This is a genomic window from Paenibacillus sp. ACRSA (assembly GCF_022346845.1).
In the GTDB taxonomy this organism is placed as follows: domain Bacteria; phylum Bacillota; class Bacilli; order Paenibacillales; family Paenibacillaceae; genus Paenibacillus.
On sequence record NZ_JAKRNP010000015.1, the window covers coordinates 46,770 to 64,788 of the forward strand.

An 18,019-nucleotide genomic window follows, 5' to 3' on the forward strand; every position below is an offset into this window, starting at 1 on the left:
GTAGACCTCTCGAAACGGTATACTTAAAACTAAAGTTACGATTATGAAATTATGTTTCACCTAATGAAACTAACGAACAAGAACACGGAGCGATGAAGGCCTGTTCTTCATTTAAATGAATGTCTTCTTCATCTCACCGACACATTTTTAAGGAGGTACATGTATGTCAGCCAAGAACCATTTCTCCGCCGCACGCAGTCTTGAGGTCGGAGGCAAGTCCTATCGCTACTACAGTTTAGATGCTCTTCAGGAAGGCGGCTACGGCGACCTTTCCAAGCTTCCCTTCTCTATTAAAGTGCTGCTTGAAGCAGCAGTTCGTCAATTTGATGGACGTGCAATTACCGAAGAACATGTGAAACAATTGACCGGCTGGGCAGATGGCCGTGACAATAACAAAGAGATTCCATTTATTCCTGCACGTATCGTATTGCAAGACTTCACCGGCGTACCCGTTGTCGTTGACCTTGCTGCAATGCGTGATACGGTTAAAAAAGCAGGCGGCGATCCAAAACAGATCAACCCGCTCGTACCAGTTGACCTCGTTATCGACCACTCCGTCATGGTAGATGCATTCGGAACAAACGACGCCCTTGACTACAATATCAAGGTTGAATTTGAGCGTAACGAAGAGCGTTACCGTTTCTTGCGTTGGGCGCAAACGGCGTTCAACAACTTCCGTGCGGTTCCACCGTCCACAGGGATCGTTCACCAAGTAAACTTGGAGTACCTAGCTTCCGTTGCTGCAACCAAAACAGTTGACGGCGAAACGGTTGTATTCCCAGACTCTCTCGTAGGTACGGATTCCCATACAACGATGATCAACGGTCTTGGCGTTGTAGGTTGGGGTGTTGGCGGGATCGAGGCTGAAGCAGGTATGCTTGGCCAACCGCTTTACTTTGTTACACCTGACGTTATCGGTTTCAAATTGACTGGTAGCCTGAGCGAAGGCGCAACAGCAACGGATCTGGCGCTGACTGTTACCCAAATGCTTCGTAAAAAAGGCGTTGTTGGTAAATTCGTAGAGTTCTACGGCCCAGGACTTGCTAATATCGGTCTTGCTGACCGTGCAACTGTAGCTAACATGGCACCTGAATATGGCGCAACAATCGGTTTCTTCCCTGTAGATAGCGAAACACTGAACTACTTGCGCAGCACAGGCCGTTCCGATGAGCAAGTGGATCTGGTTGAAGCTTACTACAAAGCTCAAGGTATGTTCCGGACTGCTTCAACAGTAGATCCTGAATTTACAGATGTTATTGAACTTGACCTCGGCTCCGTTGTACCAAGTCTTGCAGGACCTAAACGTCCACAAGACCGCATCGAGCTGACACAAATGAAAGAAAGCTTCAACAGCATCATCCGCACACCGGTTGATAAAGGTGGATACGGACTGACTGAAGAGAAGCTTGAACAGAAGGTACCTGTTAAACATCCTGATGGTTCAACAAGCGAGCTTGCTGCTGGAGCTGTCGTAATCGCAGCCATCACAAGCTGCACGAACACATCTAACCCTAGTGTTATGGTTGGAGCAGGTTTGCTTGCGAAAAAAGCAGTTGAACGCGGCTTGACTAAGCCAGGATACGTGAAAAGCAGCTTGACTCCAGGATCTCTGGTTGTTACCGAGTATCTGGAAAAAGCAGGTCTGATCGAGTACTTGGATCAACTCGGATTCAACGTTGCTGGTTACGGCTGCGCGACTTGTATCGGTAACTCCGGCCCACTGCCGGATGAAGTAAGCGAAGCGATTGCTGAGAACGATATGACCGTAGCGGCTGTATTGTCTGGTAACCGTAACTTCGAAGGCCGTGTACACGCTCAAGTTAAAGCTAACTACTTGGCTTCCCCACCACTCGTTGTGGCATACGCACTTGCGGGTACGGTGAATATTGACTTTGAAGTCGATCCAATCGGCTATGATACGAATAACGAGCCTGTGTTCCTGAAAGACCTCTGGCCTAGCTCTGAGGAAATCAAGGATGCGATTGCTAGCTCCCTGAACGCTCAAATGTTCCGTAACAAATACGAGAACGTATTTACAGCGAACGAACGTTGGAACAACATCCCTGTACCAGAAGGCGAATTGTACGAGTGGGATCCAAACTCCACGTACATTCAGAATCCTCCGTTCTTCCAAGAGCTTGGTGATAAGCTGAACGATATCGCAGATATCCGTTCTGCACGTGTTATGGCATTGCTTGCTGATTCCGTAACGACGGATCACATCTCGCCAGCTGGTAATATCGCACCGTCCAGCCCGGCTGGATTGTACCTGAAAGAGCATGGCGTAGAGCGCAAAGACTTCAACTCCTACGGCTCACGTCGTGGTAACCATGAAGTCATGATGCGTGGTACATTTGCGAATATCCGTATTCGTAACCAAGTGGCTCCAGGTACTGAAGGTGGTATTACGAAATACTTGCCAACAGACGAAGAAATGTCCATCTATGATGCTTCCATGAAGTATCAGGATGAAGGACAGAACCTGATCGTTATCGCAGGTAAAGAGTATGGTACAGGAAGCTCCCGTGACTGGGCGGCAAAAGGAACATTCTTGCTCGGCGTCAAAGCCGTTATTGCAGAAAGTTTCGAGCGGATTCACCGTAGTAACCTCGTCGGTATGGGCGTTATGCCATTGCAATTCCAAGAAGGTCACGGCTGGTCTAGCCTGGGTCTGAATGGACGCGAAACATACGACATTACTGGCCTGAGCAATGACGTGAAACCAGGACAAGAGTTGAAAGTAACTGTAACTCGTGAAGACGGTACACAGTTCGAATTCCCTGTTATCGCTCGTCTGGACAGTATGGTTGATGTGGATTACTACCATAACGGCGGTATCTTGCAAACGGTATTGCGTCAAATGATGAAAAAAGCTTAATTGCATTAACTATTCGTGCTATGAAGTGATATATAAGGAAGCTCCCCATCGTTGCCGGTTGGCATGGATGGGGAGCTTTTTTTTGATTCTTATATCTGTATTATATCTACTGGCCAATGATATGCCTGCCATGAAATGAGTTGATTTATCCTAACCGGAAGAGATATACGGTATTAAAAATCAATTTTTATTCCAACTTCTGAATCATCAGGTGGATCGACGATGCGATACAGCCCTCTACTGTTTAATTTCTCTACATTAATCCAGTCTACAAAGTCTTCCCCTCCGAAACAACGGACAAAGTGACCGTATTCCATTTCGCCGTCATAATTAATGGACTCCATATATTGGGTGAAGGGATGCTTATATTCTAACGTCTGCAGAAAATCGGAAAATTCTATTCGCCACTCTTCAATTCGCTCTGCATAATGATCAGGGACATGAAAATAGTGACCTTCTGGGCTATAATATGAAATCTTCATTATCATTGAACAAACCTCCTTCATGCTTACCGTTCCGGTTACACCTTAGACTGCATGTTCAGATCTCTTAGAGTTTTAAGATTTCCATACCTTCCCTCAGTTCCTCCGTCACAACCGTATTAAATTCAATGCTATTTGCCAGTTCACGTTCTGTCTTATGTACAAGGTAGTAGGAATACTTCTGCATCAACTCATGCTCGCTTAATTCAATCGGTAGTTTAATTATCTCTATCTCATCCGATCCAGCATGGAATCGGTATCCTCGTTCTCCACGCCCTACTTTCATTACCGTTTTGATCACGAATAACTCATCTCGTGTAGAGCTGTTGATCAACTCAGATCTCTTCTGTTCCAGATCTAGTATAGCCTTGTCATCGGCATCTTTGCATTTAGAAACTGCAATCTCATTCTCAACTTCCATAATCGCTCTCATTCGGCCAGCTAGTTGTTTAGCTAATGAATACAATCGCTTTCCCCCTTTTCAGTTGACGAACATGCCTGCTAACTAATGCCCCACACGATGTGAGGCTTGATCCAGCATTTGCAGTACTCCCATGATTAGAAATAAGCATGACATCATGATGAGTGAGTACCCGATCCATCGGGATGTGGCACGATCCATCATACGACGATTCGAGGCATGCGTTACATAACGTGGACTAGCGATGAACATCAGTCCTACGCCAATGATTAGAAGAGCCATATAGAACATAAGAATTCTCCCCTCTAAGTGCGTGTTCAAAAAGGTCGGTTTTCAGTACCGAGAAGCTGGGATGAAGATAGAAATGGAGTAGCGGAGCGTAGGCAAAACTACGTGAGCAACGGACATTTCGGCTGAATTCCAGCTTCGACGCTGAGATGCCGCTCGCGCATCCTTCGTAATCAAAAGTGGACTTTTTGAACAACCTCTTTAGGTGTGACTTTTGTTTGCATCATATCGTTTTTTCACAGTACGCTCAGGTTCACCTGCTATCATCCGTTTCACCCCACGAACCACCGTAAAGAGGACATACCCAATAATTCCACCCGCAGTATTGAGGATAAGATCATCCACATCAAATACACCCATACCGGTCAATAACTGTGTCACCTCATAGGCCAGACTGAGCAGTAGAGATAGCACCAATACGTTTGCCCCCGCCAACAACTTGTTACCCATTAGCACAGGGATTAATATACCTAGTGGAATAAAAGCGAACACATTGCCAAACAGATGAATGGCACTGCCTGGTCGACCCAACGACACACTATGCCAGTCTCTTGTAATCTCCTGCAATGGTGTCAAGTTGACGGTTCGTGTATGAATAAGACCTGGCTCTTGCATGAGTAGCTTAAGTTGAGTAAGTACCAATTTAAGATCTACGGGGTTACCTTTGAATAAGATCAACTTCGTTAACAGATATAGATAGATGACCAAAGCGGAGATCCATAAGAGTTGGATGAATATTCTTCGGGTTTTCATGATGGAACCTCCTTTATATTGTACGGTTGCAAGTGTGCAAATGTTGCGATGTTACTCCTTCACCGTCACGACGACGCCGTCCATGTTATCGCCCGATATCTCATATGAACGGTTCTCAGGGATGTACACCGCCTGTTCTCGAGAAGCAGTGTAATAATTAACGTGATAGATCTGACCCTCAACATCAACAGTCAGGCTCTTCTTGTCCTTGAGCAGCTCCAGATATTGCTCCAACGCCAAATTACGCTGAACCATGACGGCACTATGTGGTAAGCCTACATAACGAAAGTGCCAGGGTTCGTATTGAATCCCTGTAATATGTACCTTGTCCTTCGGATACCGTAAAATAAAACCATATTTCCAGGCATTCTGCTCCAGCCATGCCCCTTCTGGTGCTTCACTCATGGCGGCTAGTGTAGAGCCTACATCTACGGATAAGCCTAGATTATGTTCACTGTGCCCCGGAGGGAGCGCATAATCCAAACCCTTTTGCTCATACAATTGTGCTTGTTCTGCCAAATCGCGATAACCACTACTTATAATAAAATATCGGACATCATCGTGGCTAGCGGCTTCAACCATCTTCTCGAACGCTTGGGCTACGTAACGCGATAACATTATTTTCTGATCCATCAAACCGTACCCACGCACCAACTCGTTCTGTTCAGCTAGATTTACAATATCCGTTCTCATGCCCTCTGGATGAACAGGATACTCCGAATTAACGAGTAATAGATTACCTTTATGTACTTCATTTTTCATATCTACATGAATGGTTTGGGCGTATTGTGTATGAATCTCATTCGTATACTGAATCTCTATCATCGGTTCGGTCGGTTCTTGAAACCAAGCAGTTGACCTGCTGAAAATATAACCCAAGGCAATGATACATATCAAAAATCCCCACTTTTTCATCTCCACGCTCCTCCTTTTCCTTATAAAATTAAGGATAGAAGAAACTAGTTAAATAAAAGCAGGGCAATTCTAAAGTTTTTCTTAAATTAGAGTGTCTCTTATAACTATTTCATTGGATTTCATTTAAATTCACTTCAAGCTAGCGCTGGCAGTCGAATCTCAAATACCGTCCGTACAACATCACTTTGAGCCGATATGGCTCCATCATGCTGCTCCACAATATTCTTTGCGATAAACAGCCCTAGACCTGTTCCACCCTCCTGAGGTGTCCGCGAGCGATCTCCGGTATAATACATATCGAATATATGTGGCAAATCTTCTACATCAATATGTCCTCCATAATTCATGACCTGAACGATGACTTGTCCCGCTTCATTACGCCCGTTAATATCTACGTATAGACCGTCCTTACCGTGGCGGGCTGCATTAATTAATAGATTCTCAAAGACACGTGCCAGCAGCTCACCATCGCCAGAAATGACAAGATCGGAATCGATATGAAGTCGAGTGACCAATTTATTCTTTTCAAAAACGGGGTACAACTCTTCATTCATCTGCCGGAGCAATTCACTAAGATCAAGTCGCTTCTTCTCCAAAGGCAGCATGCCGTAGTTCATACGAGTGATCTCGAATAGATCGTCGATGAGTTTCTCCAGACGCTGTGATTTGGTATATGCGATTGAAGTAAAATGCCTAACCTGCTCCTCTGTAAGTTGATCATCCTTCACCAATAGATCTAGATAACCTAACACGGAGGTTAAAGGAGTTCGCAGATCATGTGCTAGATTCACCACCAGCTGATCCTTGCTGTTCTCTGCAAAATCACCCCGTTCTACCGCTTCCTTGAGCTTGAGACTTGCCAAATTAATATCCTCGGCAATTGTTCCTAATTCATCTTTTGAGGAGATCTGCACCCGATGCTGAAAATCTCCGTTGGCCAAGTGTCTTATGCCTGCAGAGATGTCTTTAAAGTAGGTAACATAGGGTTTGGTAAACCAGAAGAAGAACAATATTGCAAGTGGAATGAACAGGAGTAAGAAAAAATAAATATCCCCAATGCTCTTCATAAAATGACGATACTCAGCAAGCTGATCTTCTGCCCGCACTCCCGAATAGAAATATTGCATCAGTTTGTACACACCATAGGTAATCGCACCAGAGGCGAGCATACTCAGACCAAGTAACAGAATCATCGTTGTTCGAAAACTTCTACGTTTATTCATTGAATGTGTACCCCACACCCCAAATTGTTTTGATAAACTTGTTCTTATCTACGTCTTCACCCAGCTTCTTACGCAGAGTTCGAATATGAACCATAACGGTATTACCGCTCTCATAATAAGCCTCTCCCCACACTTGTTCAAAAATGCTCTCAGCACTAAAGACCTGTTTGGGATGGCTAGCAAGCAGATATAAAATATCGAATTCCTTCGGTGTTAACTCCACAGGCTTGCCATAGAGCATAACACTATGCTGATCGGGGGAGATCACAAGCCCACCTTTCTCGAGAACAGAGCGCAGGACAGACGGTGCCTGACTGAATTGAAGCGAACGACGTAACTGTGAATTCACACGGGCAACCAGCTCCATCGGATTAAACGGCTTGGTCATATAATCGTCCGCACCCATCACGAGTCCCGTAATTTTGTCCATATCCGAGGTCTTCGCGCTCAGAAAAATAATAGGCATATGGTGCTGCTCCCGAATCTTACGGGTCACCTCATATCCGTCCATACCAGGCATCATAATATCCAAAATCGCTAAATCTATCGTTTGTGTCTGAACGGCTTGAACTGCCGTTTTGCCATCGAATGCTTTGATGATATGATATCCTTCTTTTTGCAGATGCAAAGCAACGAGATCCGCAATCTCAACTTCATCATCTGCGATCAATATCGTAATACGTTTCATTGCCTATTCCACTCCTATATGTGATAGTGGGCAGTATAATCTATCTGAATCTAACATAATCAACGATCGAAAGGAAACCCGCTCATGAAACTGGATCGTTTATTAGCCATTGTGGTGCTACTGGTCAATCGAGGTCGTGTACAGGCCAAGGATCTAGCGGATACGTTTGAAGTGTCCATTCGCACCATTTATAGAGACATCGACACGTTGGGTCAAGCCGGCATCCCTGTCGTTACGTATCAAGGCGCTAGCGGTGGAATTGGTCTTGCGGAGGGTTATCGGCTCGACCGTAACGTGCTGACAGATCAGGATCTGGCATCCATCGTGACCGCACTTCGTAGTATCTCTACTTCTCATAGCAACGTGGCACGTGATCTCTTGGTGGAGAAGCTCAGCAGTATTGTACCTGAAGCCAAAAATGAAGATTTCCAGTCTAATACGAGCCGCTTCATTGTCGATTATTCAACTTGGACACATCCCGAAGCCTTGCAGATCAAGCTTCAGTTGATCGAATCGGGGATGGATCAGTCACGGCTCATCACCTTCACCTATTGCAGTGCTGGAGGGGATCAAACCATCCGAACTGTTGAACCCCACACGCTGGTGCTCAAACGGCATTCTTGGTATCTCTATGCATTCTGCCATGAGCGGAATCAATTCCGCATGTTCAAGCTTGTCCGTATGCGAGATGTAACCCTTGCACAAGGGTATTTTGAGCGAAGACTTATACAACCACATGACAGACCCTGGCAGCAAGAATGGGTGGCACCCGACAACCAGGCTCCTCTGACCCTACGATTCCACGCTCGTGCCCGTCATCTAGCAGAAGAATGGTTTGGCATTGAAAATGTCTTTCCCGATGGAAACGGATATTACATCAGTCAGGTCGCCTTTCCAGAAGACAACTGGCTGTACGGCTTCATTTTGGGCTTTGGAGCAGATGTCGAAGTGTTAGAGCCGGAGCATATCCGGGTTACAATACGACATATGGCAGAACAGATTGTACAAAATTATACTTCTGCTCCTCAAACCTGACAGACTGCTGTCTAGTTCCTCCCGGTATACTTTCCATATATTCAGTTACAACTATCAAGGAGGAATTGATATGAACACGACGTTATGCCAAAGCTGCGGTATGCCACTAACAACTCCAGCACAGTTCGGAACAGAGGCTGATGGGAACGCTACAAGAGAGTATTGTATCTACTGTTATAAGGAAGGGCAATTCGAGCAACCTAATATTCCACTAGAAGGTATGATTGAGATGTGCACCGCGATTCTCAAGGAGGAAGGCATGGATGAGGAGTCCGCACGATCTATGCTGCGGAATCAGCTTCCTTATTTGAAACGATGGAACGGCACTATAATGAGAGGAACCTCGGAAGATGGTTCGGCTGGATCATCTAGCTTGGCTGCTCCAACTGGCTCCACTAATCCAGCTAATTCAACTATTGCTACGGATTCGAATGGTCTGAGCGGTGCGCTTCTTGGATTGTCTGAGCCTGTTCGTTATGTGACTCTTCCGGCGAAACGTCTTGCGGGTGTGTCTGCGAGAACAACCAATGCGATTGAGATCAGTGGCAAAGGCTGCATTCAAGGCTTGTGGAATCAGTATTTCTCCTCTGACCAACTACCTGCACCAGAGGTAGCTCGCTATGGCTGTTACAGCGACTATACAGACGGTATTACCGGGGAGTACACCATTCTGGTTGGTCACGAAGTGAATGTGGATGAAGTTTTGCCCGAGGATATGGATTCAGTTCATCTGCCTCCGGCTACTTACGCCGTGTTCACCTCCAGAAGAGGATCTATGGCAGAAGTTGTAGGTGAAGCTTGGGGAGCAGTATGGGCTTGGGCAGATCAGCATAAACGTACATTTACAGGGGACTTCGAGCTATATGATGAACGTAGTATCGACCCTGAGAATGTCCAGGTAGATATATATATTGCTGTTCAGTCAAAATAGTAGATTGTTATTTTATGTGATAGCAATGCTCGATCTTAAATTCTAGGACTATATTTAACGAGCTATCGGAGGAATCCGATGGCTCTTTGTTATGTGTACATTTAGCGAATGGAGGTCATTTATTAGAGTCAGATTAACGCCAATGGCTTATTATTTGCGCAAACAGATAACCCTACTCCCTCCAAACAACGGTCTAAGGTACCAAGTTACTTAGCAAATCCCATACCTATTCAACCAGACAATATGTCTTAATTAGGGCATGGTTGACTTATTTAAAATTGGGTCTATTCACTTAACAACCGATTCTATCCTCCCATTTTCCCCCTTCGAAATACAGTTCTTTATTCCTGAATTTCCCTAAAAACGTTTACATCTCTCAAATACCGGGTAAAATCACTACAATCCAATTGGAATTACATCATAAATTTGCTCATTTCATATAACAAGTCGCATATACCTATATAGGTATAAAACATGAATACATAGAAAATGCATCAAAGGAGGAACCAAGATGATCCGCATGCCTATTCAGCAAATGATCCCGTATCACCACCAATACCCGCGCAACACGGCGACCAATGCTCCAAAAAAGGAGAATGAGAGCACTCAAGGTCTATCCTTTCATGAAATTTTGCAGCAAAAAATCGCCAATAAGAACGCTGCGCCATCTATGCGCTAATATATTACAACTTAACTGTCTCTTGTTCTTATTCGGTCACAACCAGCTTACCGTCCTTCCAGAACGCTAGGGATGACGGTTATTCGCTGTTGTCGAGTACACACTGGTTAAATCGGATGGTGAAATTGTTACCAAGCGATTCCCTTGTCTTTTCATATATGATGTCAGTTTCATCATGTGACGGTTTACTTGGCATTGTACGGGCGTATACAAGTATGTACAGTGCCCTGCACACCCTCTATAATGGGTTAAACACTTTGGCAAGCCCAGGCTGCTCACAGGCAGCTGAAGCCATTAGGGGGAAAATTACTATGCTTACCATCAGTTGTTTTCACGCTCACTATTCCAACATTGCCCTGGTCGAAGAAGCTCTATCTGCCTATGCGGTGGAACTCGTGCATTATGTTGATCCCGGTCTGGATCGGCTTAAACATGATGAAGGCTTCTCCGACGCAATAACGAAGGACAAAGTATCTCAAACCCTGCATTGGATTGAACGCTGTCATACCGATGCCATTCTCGTGACCTGCACCCTCTTTGCTGCTGTTCTCCAACAAGAAGCACGGAAGATTGCAATTCCTGTCATCGGCATTGATGATCCACTACTAGCGGAGATACAAAGTATGGACAATGAATACATATTTGCTTTTACGAACCCTGCTACAGTTGAAGTTACAATGGCACGGGTGTATCGGGCTTTACAACAGGATTATGAGAAAGTGCCGAACTGTGTTACCGAGGCGCCTCAGCCAGAAGCTGTTTGCATTCCTGAGACGTTTCAATTGATTATGCGCGGTGACAAGGAAGGTTATCTTGCAGCAGTACGTGAAGGATTACAGTATATTGCTGGGCAGCATCCCGGCAAAACGGTAGTCGCTGCCCAACTATCCATGGCGCCCGCTGCTGCGCTTGTCCAGGCAGACACGGGTATTGCGATCCATAGCCCTTTGGCATTGCTTGCAACGTATTTGGAGAAGAAGGTAGGCATGGCACCGAAATAGATGTTGGGATGGGAGTAAATATTGGGGCATCGGTTTTATAATTTTTGAATCTAGTCCATTCGATATTAAAATTGTATAACTCATAATAATAAATTATACATAAGTTTCGGGGCTCTGGAAGTTAGTTTCTCAGGCTCAGCTGATAATGATTCCAGAGGTGTATTTAAGATTTTCTATTATTAATAAGGCCTTTATTAATTTCACAAAAGAGAACGATTTAAAAATCGTTCTCTTTTACACATTTTACTTAATGAGAGAGGTGAATAAGTAAATGCGATTTTTATATACTCTTATCTTGTTCCTAGTGGGTATGGCCTGTTCTGCACTTCTGCATGCTGGTAGTCTTAAACTGTCCGATGGAGTGCTGTTTGTCATCGCAGGCATCCTATTTCAGATTTGGCGTAAATTGGATTGAACCCAAACGTTACGTTGAATTGGAATCCGGCCTTTCAAAACATTAAACATTTTTTCATATTAAAGCTATGAAAGCCTGTCATCTCCGAATTTTCTTAGGAACGTGTCCGATATTCTTCAGCCTTTTCCTTCATTCCAGCAGCAACCGCCTCCTGCTCGGACAATCCCTTGTCTGCAGCAAATGCACGAATATCCTGCGTAATGCGCATGCTACAGAACTTCGGCCCGCACATGGAGCAGAAGTGAGCTTCCTTGGCCCCTTCTGCGGGCAGCGTTTCATCGTGATAGGACAGCGCCCGTTCCGGGTCAAGCGACAGGTTGAACTGGTCACGCCAGCGGAACTCGAATCTAGCCTTGGACAGTGCATCATCTCGGCGTTGAGCTCGTGGGTGACCTTTGGCTAGGTCAGCGGCATGCGCTGCAATCTTATAAGCAATGACACCCTCACGTACATCATCCTTATTGGGCAGCCCCAAATGTTCCTTTGGTGTAACATAACAGAGCATGGATGTCCCGAACCAGCCAATCATCGCCGCTCCAATAGCTGAAGTAATGTGATCATAACCTGGAGCAATGTCTGTTGTCAGTGGACCCAAAGTATAGAACGGAGCCTCTTTACAGATTTCCATCTGTAGATCTACATTCTCCTTGATCTTATGCATCGGCACATGCCCTGGACCTTCAATCATCACCTGTACATCATGCTTCCACGCAATCTGCGTTAACTCGCCCAGTGTAGCCAGCTCTGCCATCTGAGCCTCGTCATTGGCATCATATAAACTCCCCGGACGCAGTCCATCCCCAAGCGAGAATGCCACATCATACCTTTTCATAATTTCACATATTTCTTCAAAATGCGTATACAAAAAGTTCTCTTGATGATGTGCCAGACACCATGCCGCCATGATAGATCCACCCCGGGACACAATGCCTGTCATGCGTTTGGCTGTCATCGGGATATAGCGCAGTAAGACACCTGCATGGATCGTGAAATAGTCTACGCCTTGCTCTGCCTGCTCAATAAGTGTGTCTCGGTACAATTCCCACGTTAGTGCTTCTGCTTCGCCATTCACCTTCTCTAGCGCCTGATAGAGCGGTACAGTACCGATTGGCACCGGAGAATTACGAATGATCCATTCCCGCGTGGTATGGATATCCTTGCCGGTAGAGAGATCCATAACGGTATCCGAGCCCCAGCGTACAGCCCAGGTCATTTTCTCCACTTCTTCTTCGATGGAGGAAGAGACAGCTGAATTCCCGATATTCGCGTTGATCTTCACATGAAAATGTCGACCAATTAACATGGGCTCACTTTCAGGATGATTGATGTTGGATGGTAGAATCGCTCGGCCACTGGCCAGTTCTTGTCGCACAAACTCCGGCTCTACTCCCTCACGAATCGCGGCAAACTCCATCTCTGGCGTAATGATGCCCTGGCGTGCATAGTACATCTGCGTTACACAGCGTCCAGCCCGCGCCCGCAGCGGCTTGCCACGCAAGCCTGGGTAGGCTTCGGCCCCGGTTCTTCTGCTCCCCGCCTTCAGCCCGTTATCTTCCGGTTGTACGGTACGTCCTGCATAAGCCTCCACATCCTCACGCTCCATAATCCAGCGTGTGCGGAGTGCAGGTAGCCCCGCCCGGATATCTGCGTGAAAATCAGGGTCGGTCATCGGGCCGCTCGTATCGTACACACGCAGCGGCTCATTATGCTCCACCCCTTGGGGAGTACTTGTGTCATGAAGGGCTATTTCACGCTCAGGTACAGCAATGTCTGGACGTGAGCCCTGAATGTATACTTTACGGCTGCCGGGAAAAGGTTGAACCCCTCCAGCCGCACCTGTTCCTTTTGCCATCTGCGCTTCTGTATTCCCTTGTCCCATCATCGGTTGTTCTGTACTCATTGTCTTTGTCTCCTCCTCATTGGTCGTCACGACTGCATCACTTCATTTCCATGCGGGCGCATCTAACCTGGAGACCATCCATACAAGGAGCAATGACAACCTTCCCTAGAGAGACAATATACAGTAAGACAACATACAGCAGAGAACGATTCATTCACCGAGCTCATTCGAATAGATTCCATAACAGATTCCAGCCTCAATTCTTTCATCGAAAGTATTCCTAAAGCCAGACTCTGTCTCTGCTCACTGTATATAAAAAAGCCGATTCCCAAGGGAACCGGCTATGTCCATTACCAATAGATGTGCCGATTACCGAACTCTAATCGAGTTCAGCCATAGGTTACATCCCGTTGATGTTCGTGGTTGATGTGCCGATTACTTCCCTACGCTGGTATGATCCAGATCAGGTGCAAAGGGTCCAGAATCTCATGCGATTCCGTCTCAGTCCGGACAATTCGGACTCCCCTAGTAACGTTAATAAGTTGCGGTAGGTCCACCGCGTGTCATATTCAATTCATCAAGCCCCGCTTGGGCTGTCCATATCAGGATAGCTTAACCGCGAATGAAAAACAACCTTTATTTTCCATAATCAACAGATTCACTAATTATCAAATGCATTGTTCCAAAAGAGCGGACTTGTTGAACGACCCCATTAAGATAACATCAAGCCCATCTGAGTAGCTGCTTCCTTCAACACAGGTGCATACTCATGTAATGTCTCTTGTGATAGACGGCTGACAGGTCCTGATACAGACAATGCCGCAGCAATTTGTCCTTTGCGATCCATAATCGGTACAGATACCGCTGCAGCTCCAGGCTCACGCTCCTCATAGCTCGTTGCATAACCATGCTCCAGAATATCCTTCATCTGCGCTAGATAGACCTTAGGATCGATAAAGACAGGCCACTCCGGCCCATTCATCAGCTCCTCACGATCCTCTTCCGTAGCAAAGGCCATCAGTACCTTACTGGACGCACCTACGGATAAAGGAAGGCGCACACCAACAGGAGCTACACGTCGTATAGCCTGATCGCTCTGAACAGCTTGAATTCGAATCCGTTCACTACCATCTCGCAAATACAAGCTAACCGTCTCCCCGAGTCGATCTCTCAGACGCTCCATCGCAGGTAGAAGAAGAATAGCAGGATCATCACTACGGGACATGTGGGCGGAAAGCTCCCAGATCCGGATACCAAGCCGATACTTCTCAGTAGCTGCATCCCGGATGACAAATCCGCGTTCCTCTAAGGTTGCCATCAGCCGGTGAACCGTGCTTTTGTGCAGACCAATCTGGCTGGCAATCTCGGTAAGCCCCAGATCACTCCGCGTTGTGAAGCACAATAATATATCCAAGGCTCGTTCCACAGCCCTGACGGTCAACTTGCGGTCTTCCATGACACTAAGCCTCCTCATGTTTCATCACATGAAACTTGGTTACATAAATTATATGAGAAACGATCTCATCTGTAAACTAAAATGCGGCAAAATTCTCCTTTTTATAAGACTGAATTTCCCGCGATTTGTACACTTAGGAAATGTTAACCAGATTCTCTCGGAACTATATAACAATTGCGTAACAAATGCTGCCAATCAATTGACTTTGGTTATATAGGAACATACGATAAAGATATATTATGCATTTGTATCATTCGTTCCTGCGACTTAGGAACTACGTATATGGGTTGAATGGTTCTCGTTGTTATCCTCAATTTCATCTGAACTTATAAGGAGGGGCAATCATGTATTCGACATCCCAGAGCGAAGCCCCGCTGCAAACGAAAGTGTCCGATCTGCCTACTTCGTTATCGCCAAGGCTGATTCGGTTCAAGCATATTATCGTAGCGTTGCTGCTCTCCGTGGTATTTTTTCTACTCTTTTGTTTCATTGCACTACACGGTTACATTGCCTGGGTTTTATCCAACCCAACGGTAGCTCCTGTCTTCTCTAATCCGATGCAAGCGAGGAACATGAAGTATGAAGACATTACGTTCCCTGCGGCAGATGGAAGCCGAACGATGCAGGGCTGGTATATTCCTGCCGACAAAGATGTGAACAAAATGATCATCTTCAGTCATGGCTATGGTGCCAACCGTGAGGAAACCTGGGTTCCGATGTATGACCTTGCCCATTATGCGCACCAACTTGGATTTAACGTCATTATGTTCGATTATGGTTTTGCTTCTCAGGTAAATAAGGCTGTCGCTACAGGCGGCAAAGCGGAATCACAGCAATTGCTAGGTGCCATTCAAACAGCGAAGCAACGAGGGGCTGAGGAGCTCGTCGTATGGGGATTCTCCATGGGTGCCGGCACAGCATTACAGACAGGCCTTCTCACCGAGGATGTCGATGCAATGATTCTGGACAGTACCTTCTTGCTTGAACCAGATACGCTGTATCACAACATTCATAATCAGATCAATCTTCCACGCCAACCTACACTTGAGATTATGAAGCTGCTGTTCCCGGTTCTGAACGGCACTGGATTACAGCAAATTCCGTATCAAGAGGTCAAAAAAGAGGATTATTCTTTCCCGATTTTCTTCATTCACGGTACGGAAGATGAGAAGGCGCCTTATCCAATCGCGGAGTTGCTCGCCGCCAATCAGACCAATGCAAATTCAGAGGAATGGATCGTGGACGGAGCCCATCATGAGTTAATTTTCCGTGAGCATCCCAAAGAATACCTGCGCCGCGTATCCACTTTCCTGAGCCATGTAACGAAGACGACCAGTGATGAAATTGATAGATATTAATTGTTCATGCGATGAATTATATAGCTACTGACTACGTGAGAGCCCTTATGGGGCTCTTTTTTTATATACATAGGACAACGGCATTTATGAATATATTGTTGAGATGGCTATGCACGTCATGTTCGAGGATAAAGAGATCTGGGCTGTTTCAGCCTAATTTCAATGTTAAAAATGGATTCGGAATCATATCACTGATGGGAGGATGCTTGGTTATGCAATGGAAAGGATATGGGCCGCTCTTACCCCTACGTATACTCGAAGAAATTCGTTTCTGGAAAGAGCAAGAGAAAGAGCACACCCTCGTTATTCGTATACTTGTACCTAACTTAGAGCCTGAATATGTCAAACTACTGGAGGAATGGGAGGTAGCATTTTCAAACAGTGAACACACGGCTAACCAGCTTATCAAACAAGTGTTACCCGGAACTCACGCCCCTGCTCCCTATATTCTTCGTAGCGTAGAACAGTTAGTGTCTGCGAGCATAGCACAATCCAGAGAGTTTATCCGGCAACTCTATGTTTTATTGGAGCAGAGTGCTGCGGTGCAGGCCGTGCCCTCTGCCAAAACCGTCATTCTACATTTCATCCGGGAATCAGAGTACTTCCTAGGTGTGTTAGATACACTTCGTGGGCCCGGACTCTTGAGAGACTCTGCAACGGATGCCCCTTTTACGCTGGACAGTCTCCTTCAATCATCCCAACGAGAAAGCTTAGAGAAGCCTGCAGCTACATCGTCTAAAGAAACCTCTAATGCTTCTGCATCTGCTACTCAGACCCAAAACTCTCCAGCAATTCACTCAGCCCCCACACAAACAAGCGCTAGCACCACCACTTCCGTAGCTGCAACACCACCTGTTAAGGAACGCCCTGTACCGATTGGCGGGCATACCTTACCACCACTGCCTTATGCGTACAACGCCTTGGAGCCACATATTGATGAACTGACCATGCGCATTCATCATGATAAGCACCATCAATCCTATGTAGACGGATTAAATACCGCTGAGAAAAAATTAGCGGAATCCAGGAAAAAGAACAATTTTGAACTCGTAAAACACTGGGAACGGGAACTCGCCTTTAATGGGGCAGGTCATTACCTGCATACTATTTTCTGGACGATTATGAGTCCCCAAGGTGGCGGCAAACCGTCAGGTATGCTGGCTGAACAGATCAAACGTGATTTTGGCAGTTATGAAGCATTCAAGAACCAATTCACAGAAGCAGCCAATAAAGTAGAAGGCAGTGGCTGGGCTATGCTTGTCTGGAGTCCACGGGCACATCGTCTTGAAATTTTGCAAGCAGAAAAGCACCAGAACTTATCTCAGTCTGACATCGTTCCGCTCCTTCCTCTGGATGTGTGGGAGCATGCGTACTATCTGAAGCACCAGAATGAACGCAAAAAATATATCGAAGATTGGTGGAAGGTCGTCTACTGGCCTGCAGTAGCTGAGCGATACGAGACGGCAAGAAAGCTACTATGGCCGCCTTACTAAAGCCTCCTATGATTCTTGAAGTCTTTCCACTCTAAGAACGAATCATAAGCAAGAGACAACATAAATAAATAAATAAATAAATAAATAAATATGTCAGACCTCTTTAGGCCTTATGCTTAATAATATAAATGTAAAAAAAGAGATATCTCCAGCCGAATGACTG

General features: G+C 45.8%; 17 protein-coding genes and 1 riboswitch. Of the genes, 8 read left to right on the plus strand and 9 right to left on the minus strand.

The window, feature by feature from the left end; translation table 11 throughout:
* Positions 1-163 precede the first annotated feature (163 nt).
* Positions 164-2,878, plus strand: a complete 2,715-nt coding sequence (gene acnA / locus MH215_RS25660; protein WP_239293855.1) for an aconitate hydratase AcnA — start codon at positions 164-166, stop codon at positions 2,876-2,878.
* 173 nt (positions 2,879-3,051) lie between these two features.
* On the opposite strand, the gene MH215_RS25665 is transcribed toward acnA, so the two are convergent.
* From MH215_RS25665 to MH215_RS25695, 7 genes are all read right to left on the minus strand, one after another.
* Complete coding sequence (locus tag MH215_RS25665) at positions 3,052-3,366, minus strand: hypothetical protein (protein ID WP_239293856.1); 315 nt, start codon at positions 3,364-3,366, stop codon at positions 3,052-3,054.
* Positions 3,367-3,427: 61 nt separating this feature from the next.
* Positions 3,428-3,826: a hypothetical protein gene (locus MH215_RS25670; protein ID WP_239293857.1), complete on the minus strand. Its 399-nt coding sequence runs from the start codon at positions 3,824-3,826 to the stop codon at positions 3,428-3,430.
* A 39-nt stretch (positions 3,827-3,865) separates the two neighbouring features.
* Entirely contained in the window at positions 3,866-4,072 is a 207-nt protein-coding gene (locus MH215_RS25675; RefSeq protein WP_239293858.1) for a hypothetical protein, read from the minus strand.
* A 198-nt stretch (positions 4,073-4,270) separates the two neighbouring features.
* Positions 4,271-4,822, minus strand: coding sequence for a VanZ family protein (locus MH215_RS25680; protein ID WP_239293859.1), 552 nt, complete (start codon positions 4,820-4,822; stop codon positions 4,271-4,273).
* 51 nt (positions 4,823-4,873) lie between these two features.
* Positions 4,874-5,737 (minus strand): M15 family metallopeptidase, encoded by an 864-nt coding sequence (locus MH215_RS25685; RefSeq protein WP_239293860.1) that lies wholly within the window; start codon positions 5,735-5,737, stop codon positions 4,874-4,876.
* 134 nt (positions 5,738-5,871) lie between these two features.
* Entirely contained in the window at positions 5,872-6,960 is a 1,089-nt protein-coding gene (locus tag MH215_RS25690; protein ID WP_239293861.1) for a HAMP domain-containing sensor histidine kinase, read from the minus strand.
* On the minus strand, positions 6,953-7,648 hold the full coding sequence (locus tag MH215_RS25695) for a response regulator transcription factor (protein ID WP_239293862.1): 696 nt from the start codon (positions 7,646-7,648) through the stop codon (positions 6,953-6,955). The genes MH215_RS25690 and MH215_RS25695 overlap by 8 nt, the downstream gene beginning before the upstream one ends.
* Before the next feature lie 84 nt (positions 7,649-7,732).
* Here MH215_RS25695 and MH215_RS25700 point away from each other — a divergent pair, with 84 nt between their 5' ends.
* The 5 genes from MH215_RS25700 (at position 7,733) to MH215_RS25720 (ending at position 11,709) form a co-directional block, all read left to right on the plus strand.
* On the plus strand, positions 7,733-8,683 hold the full coding sequence (locus tag MH215_RS25700) for a helix-turn-helix transcriptional regulator (RefSeq protein WP_239293863.1): 951 nt from the start codon (positions 7,733-7,735) through the stop codon (positions 8,681-8,683).
* 70 nt (positions 8,684-8,753) lie between these two features.
* Positions 8,754-9,614, plus strand: coding sequence for a zinc ribbon domain-containing protein (locus tag MH215_RS25705; protein ID WP_239293864.1), 861 nt, complete (start codon positions 8,754-8,756; stop codon positions 9,612-9,614).
* A 511-nt stretch (positions 9,615-10,125) separates the two neighbouring features.
* Entirely contained in the window at positions 10,126-10,293 is a 168-nt protein-coding gene (locus MH215_RS25710; protein WP_164848600.1) for a hypothetical protein, read from the plus strand.
* A 311-nt stretch (positions 10,294-10,604) separates the two neighbouring features.
* Entirely contained in the window at positions 10,605-11,294 is a 690-nt protein-coding gene (locus MH215_RS25715; protein WP_239293865.1) for a hypothetical protein, read from the plus strand.
* Positions 11,295-11,565: 271 nt separating this feature from the next.
* A complete protein-coding gene (locus MH215_RS25720) occupies positions 11,566-11,709 on the plus strand; it encodes a hypothetical protein (RefSeq protein WP_239293866.1) in 144 nt (47 codons plus the stop codon).
* Between the two features lie 94 nt (positions 11,710-11,803).
* Here the strand turns inward: MH215_RS25720 and thiC are convergent, their stop codons facing one another.
* Both thiC and MH215_RS25730 read right to left on the minus strand, forming a co-directional pair.
* Positions 11,804-13,561, minus strand: a complete 1,758-nt coding sequence (gene thiC / locus MH215_RS25725; protein ID WP_239293884.1) for a phosphomethylpyrimidine synthase ThiC — start codon at positions 13,559-13,561, stop codon at positions 11,804-11,806.
* A gap of 411 nt (positions 13,562-13,972) precedes the next feature.
* Positions 13,973-14,086: riboswitch (TPP riboswitch) on the minus strand.
* A gap of 175 nt (positions 14,087-14,261) precedes the next feature.
* The gene (locus MH215_RS25730; protein ID WP_239293867.1) at positions 14,262-15,005 is read right to left on the minus strand and encodes an IclR family transcriptional regulator; all 744 of its coding nucleotides are present in this window, start codon (positions 15,003-15,005) and stop codon (positions 14,262-14,264) included.
* 344 nt (positions 15,006-15,349) lie between these two features.
* Between MH215_RS25730 and MH215_RS25735 the strand changes: the two genes are divergently transcribed.
* Together MH215_RS25735 and MH215_RS25740 are read left to right on the plus strand one after the other, a co-directional pair.
* On the plus strand, positions 15,350-16,363 hold the full coding sequence (locus MH215_RS25735; protein WP_239293868.1) for an alpha/beta hydrolase: 1,014 nt from the start codon (positions 15,350-15,352) through the stop codon (positions 16,361-16,363).
* A gap of 212 nt (positions 16,364-16,575) precedes the next feature.
* Complete coding sequence (locus MH215_RS25740; RefSeq protein WP_239293869.1) at positions 16,576-17,856, plus strand: Fe-Mn family superoxide dismutase; 1,281 nt, start codon at positions 16,576-16,578, stop codon at positions 17,854-17,856.
* Positions 17,857-18,019: the final 163 nt, after the last annotated feature.

What these genes read in the sequence shown, in the direction of transcription:
- MH215_RS25675 (WP_239293858.1), bottom strand. Translation starts at nt 4,072, where the DNA reads ATGTTCTATATGGCTCTTCTAATCATTGGCGTAGGACTGATGTTCATC.
- MH215_RS25720 (WP_239293866.1), top strand. Translation starts at nt 11,566, where the DNA reads ATGCGATTTTTATATACTCTTATCTTGTTCCTAGTGGGTATGGCCTGT.
- MH215_RS25715 (WP_239293865.1), top strand. Translation starts at nt 10,605, where the DNA reads ATGCTTACCATCAGTTGTTTTCACGCTCACTATTCCAACATTGCCCTG.
- MH215_RS25730 (WP_239293867.1), bottom strand. Translation starts at nt 15,005, where the DNA reads ATGGAAGACCGCAAGTTGACCGTCAGGGCTGTGGAACGAGCCTTGGAT.
- MH215_RS25700 (WP_239293863.1), top strand. Translation starts at nt 7,733, where the DNA reads ATGAAACTGGATCGTTTATTAGCCATTGTGGTGCTACTGGTCAATCGA.
- MH215_RS25705 (WP_239293864.1), top strand. Translation starts at nt 8,754, where the DNA reads ATGAACACGACGTTATGCCAAAGCTGCGGTATGCCACTAACAACTCCA.
- acnA (WP_239293855.1), top strand. Translation starts at nt 164, where the DNA reads ATGTCAGCCAAGAACCATTTCTCCGCCGCACGCAGTCTTGAGGTCGGA.
- MH215_RS25735 (WP_239293868.1), top strand. Translation starts at nt 15,350, where the DNA reads ATGTATTCGACATCCCAGAGCGAAGCCCCGCTGCAAACGAAAGTGTCC.
- MH215_RS25680 (WP_239293859.1), bottom strand. Translation starts at nt 4,822, where the DNA reads ATGAAAACCCGAAGAATATTCATCCAACTCTTATGGATCTCCGCTTTG.
- MH215_RS25710 (WP_164848600.1), top strand. Translation starts at nt 10,126, where the DNA reads ATGATCCGCATGCCTATTCAGCAAATGATCCCGTATCACCACCAATAC.
- MH215_RS25690 (WP_239293861.1), bottom strand. Translation starts at nt 6,960, where the DNA reads ATGAATAAACGTAGAAGTTTTCGAACAACGATGATTCTGTTACTTGGT.
- MH215_RS25695 (WP_239293862.1), bottom strand. Translation starts at nt 7,648, where the DNA reads ATGAAACGTATTACGATATTGATCGCAGATGATGAAGTTGAGATTGCG.
- MH215_RS25665 (WP_239293856.1), bottom strand. Translation starts at nt 3,366, where the DNA reads ATGATAATGAAGATTTCATATTATAGCCCAGAAGGTCACTATTTTCAT.
- thiC (WP_239293884.1), bottom strand. Translation starts at nt 13,561, where the DNA reads ATGGCAAAAGGAACAGGTGCGGCTGGAGGGGTTCAACCTTTTCCCGGC.
- MH215_RS25685 (WP_239293860.1), bottom strand. Translation starts at nt 5,737, where the DNA reads ATGAAAAAGTGGGGATTTTTGATATGTATCATTGCCTTGGGTTATATT.
- MH215_RS25740 (WP_239293869.1), top strand. Translation starts at nt 16,576, where the DNA reads ATGCAATGGAAAGGATATGGGCCGCTCTTACCCCTACGTATACTCGAA.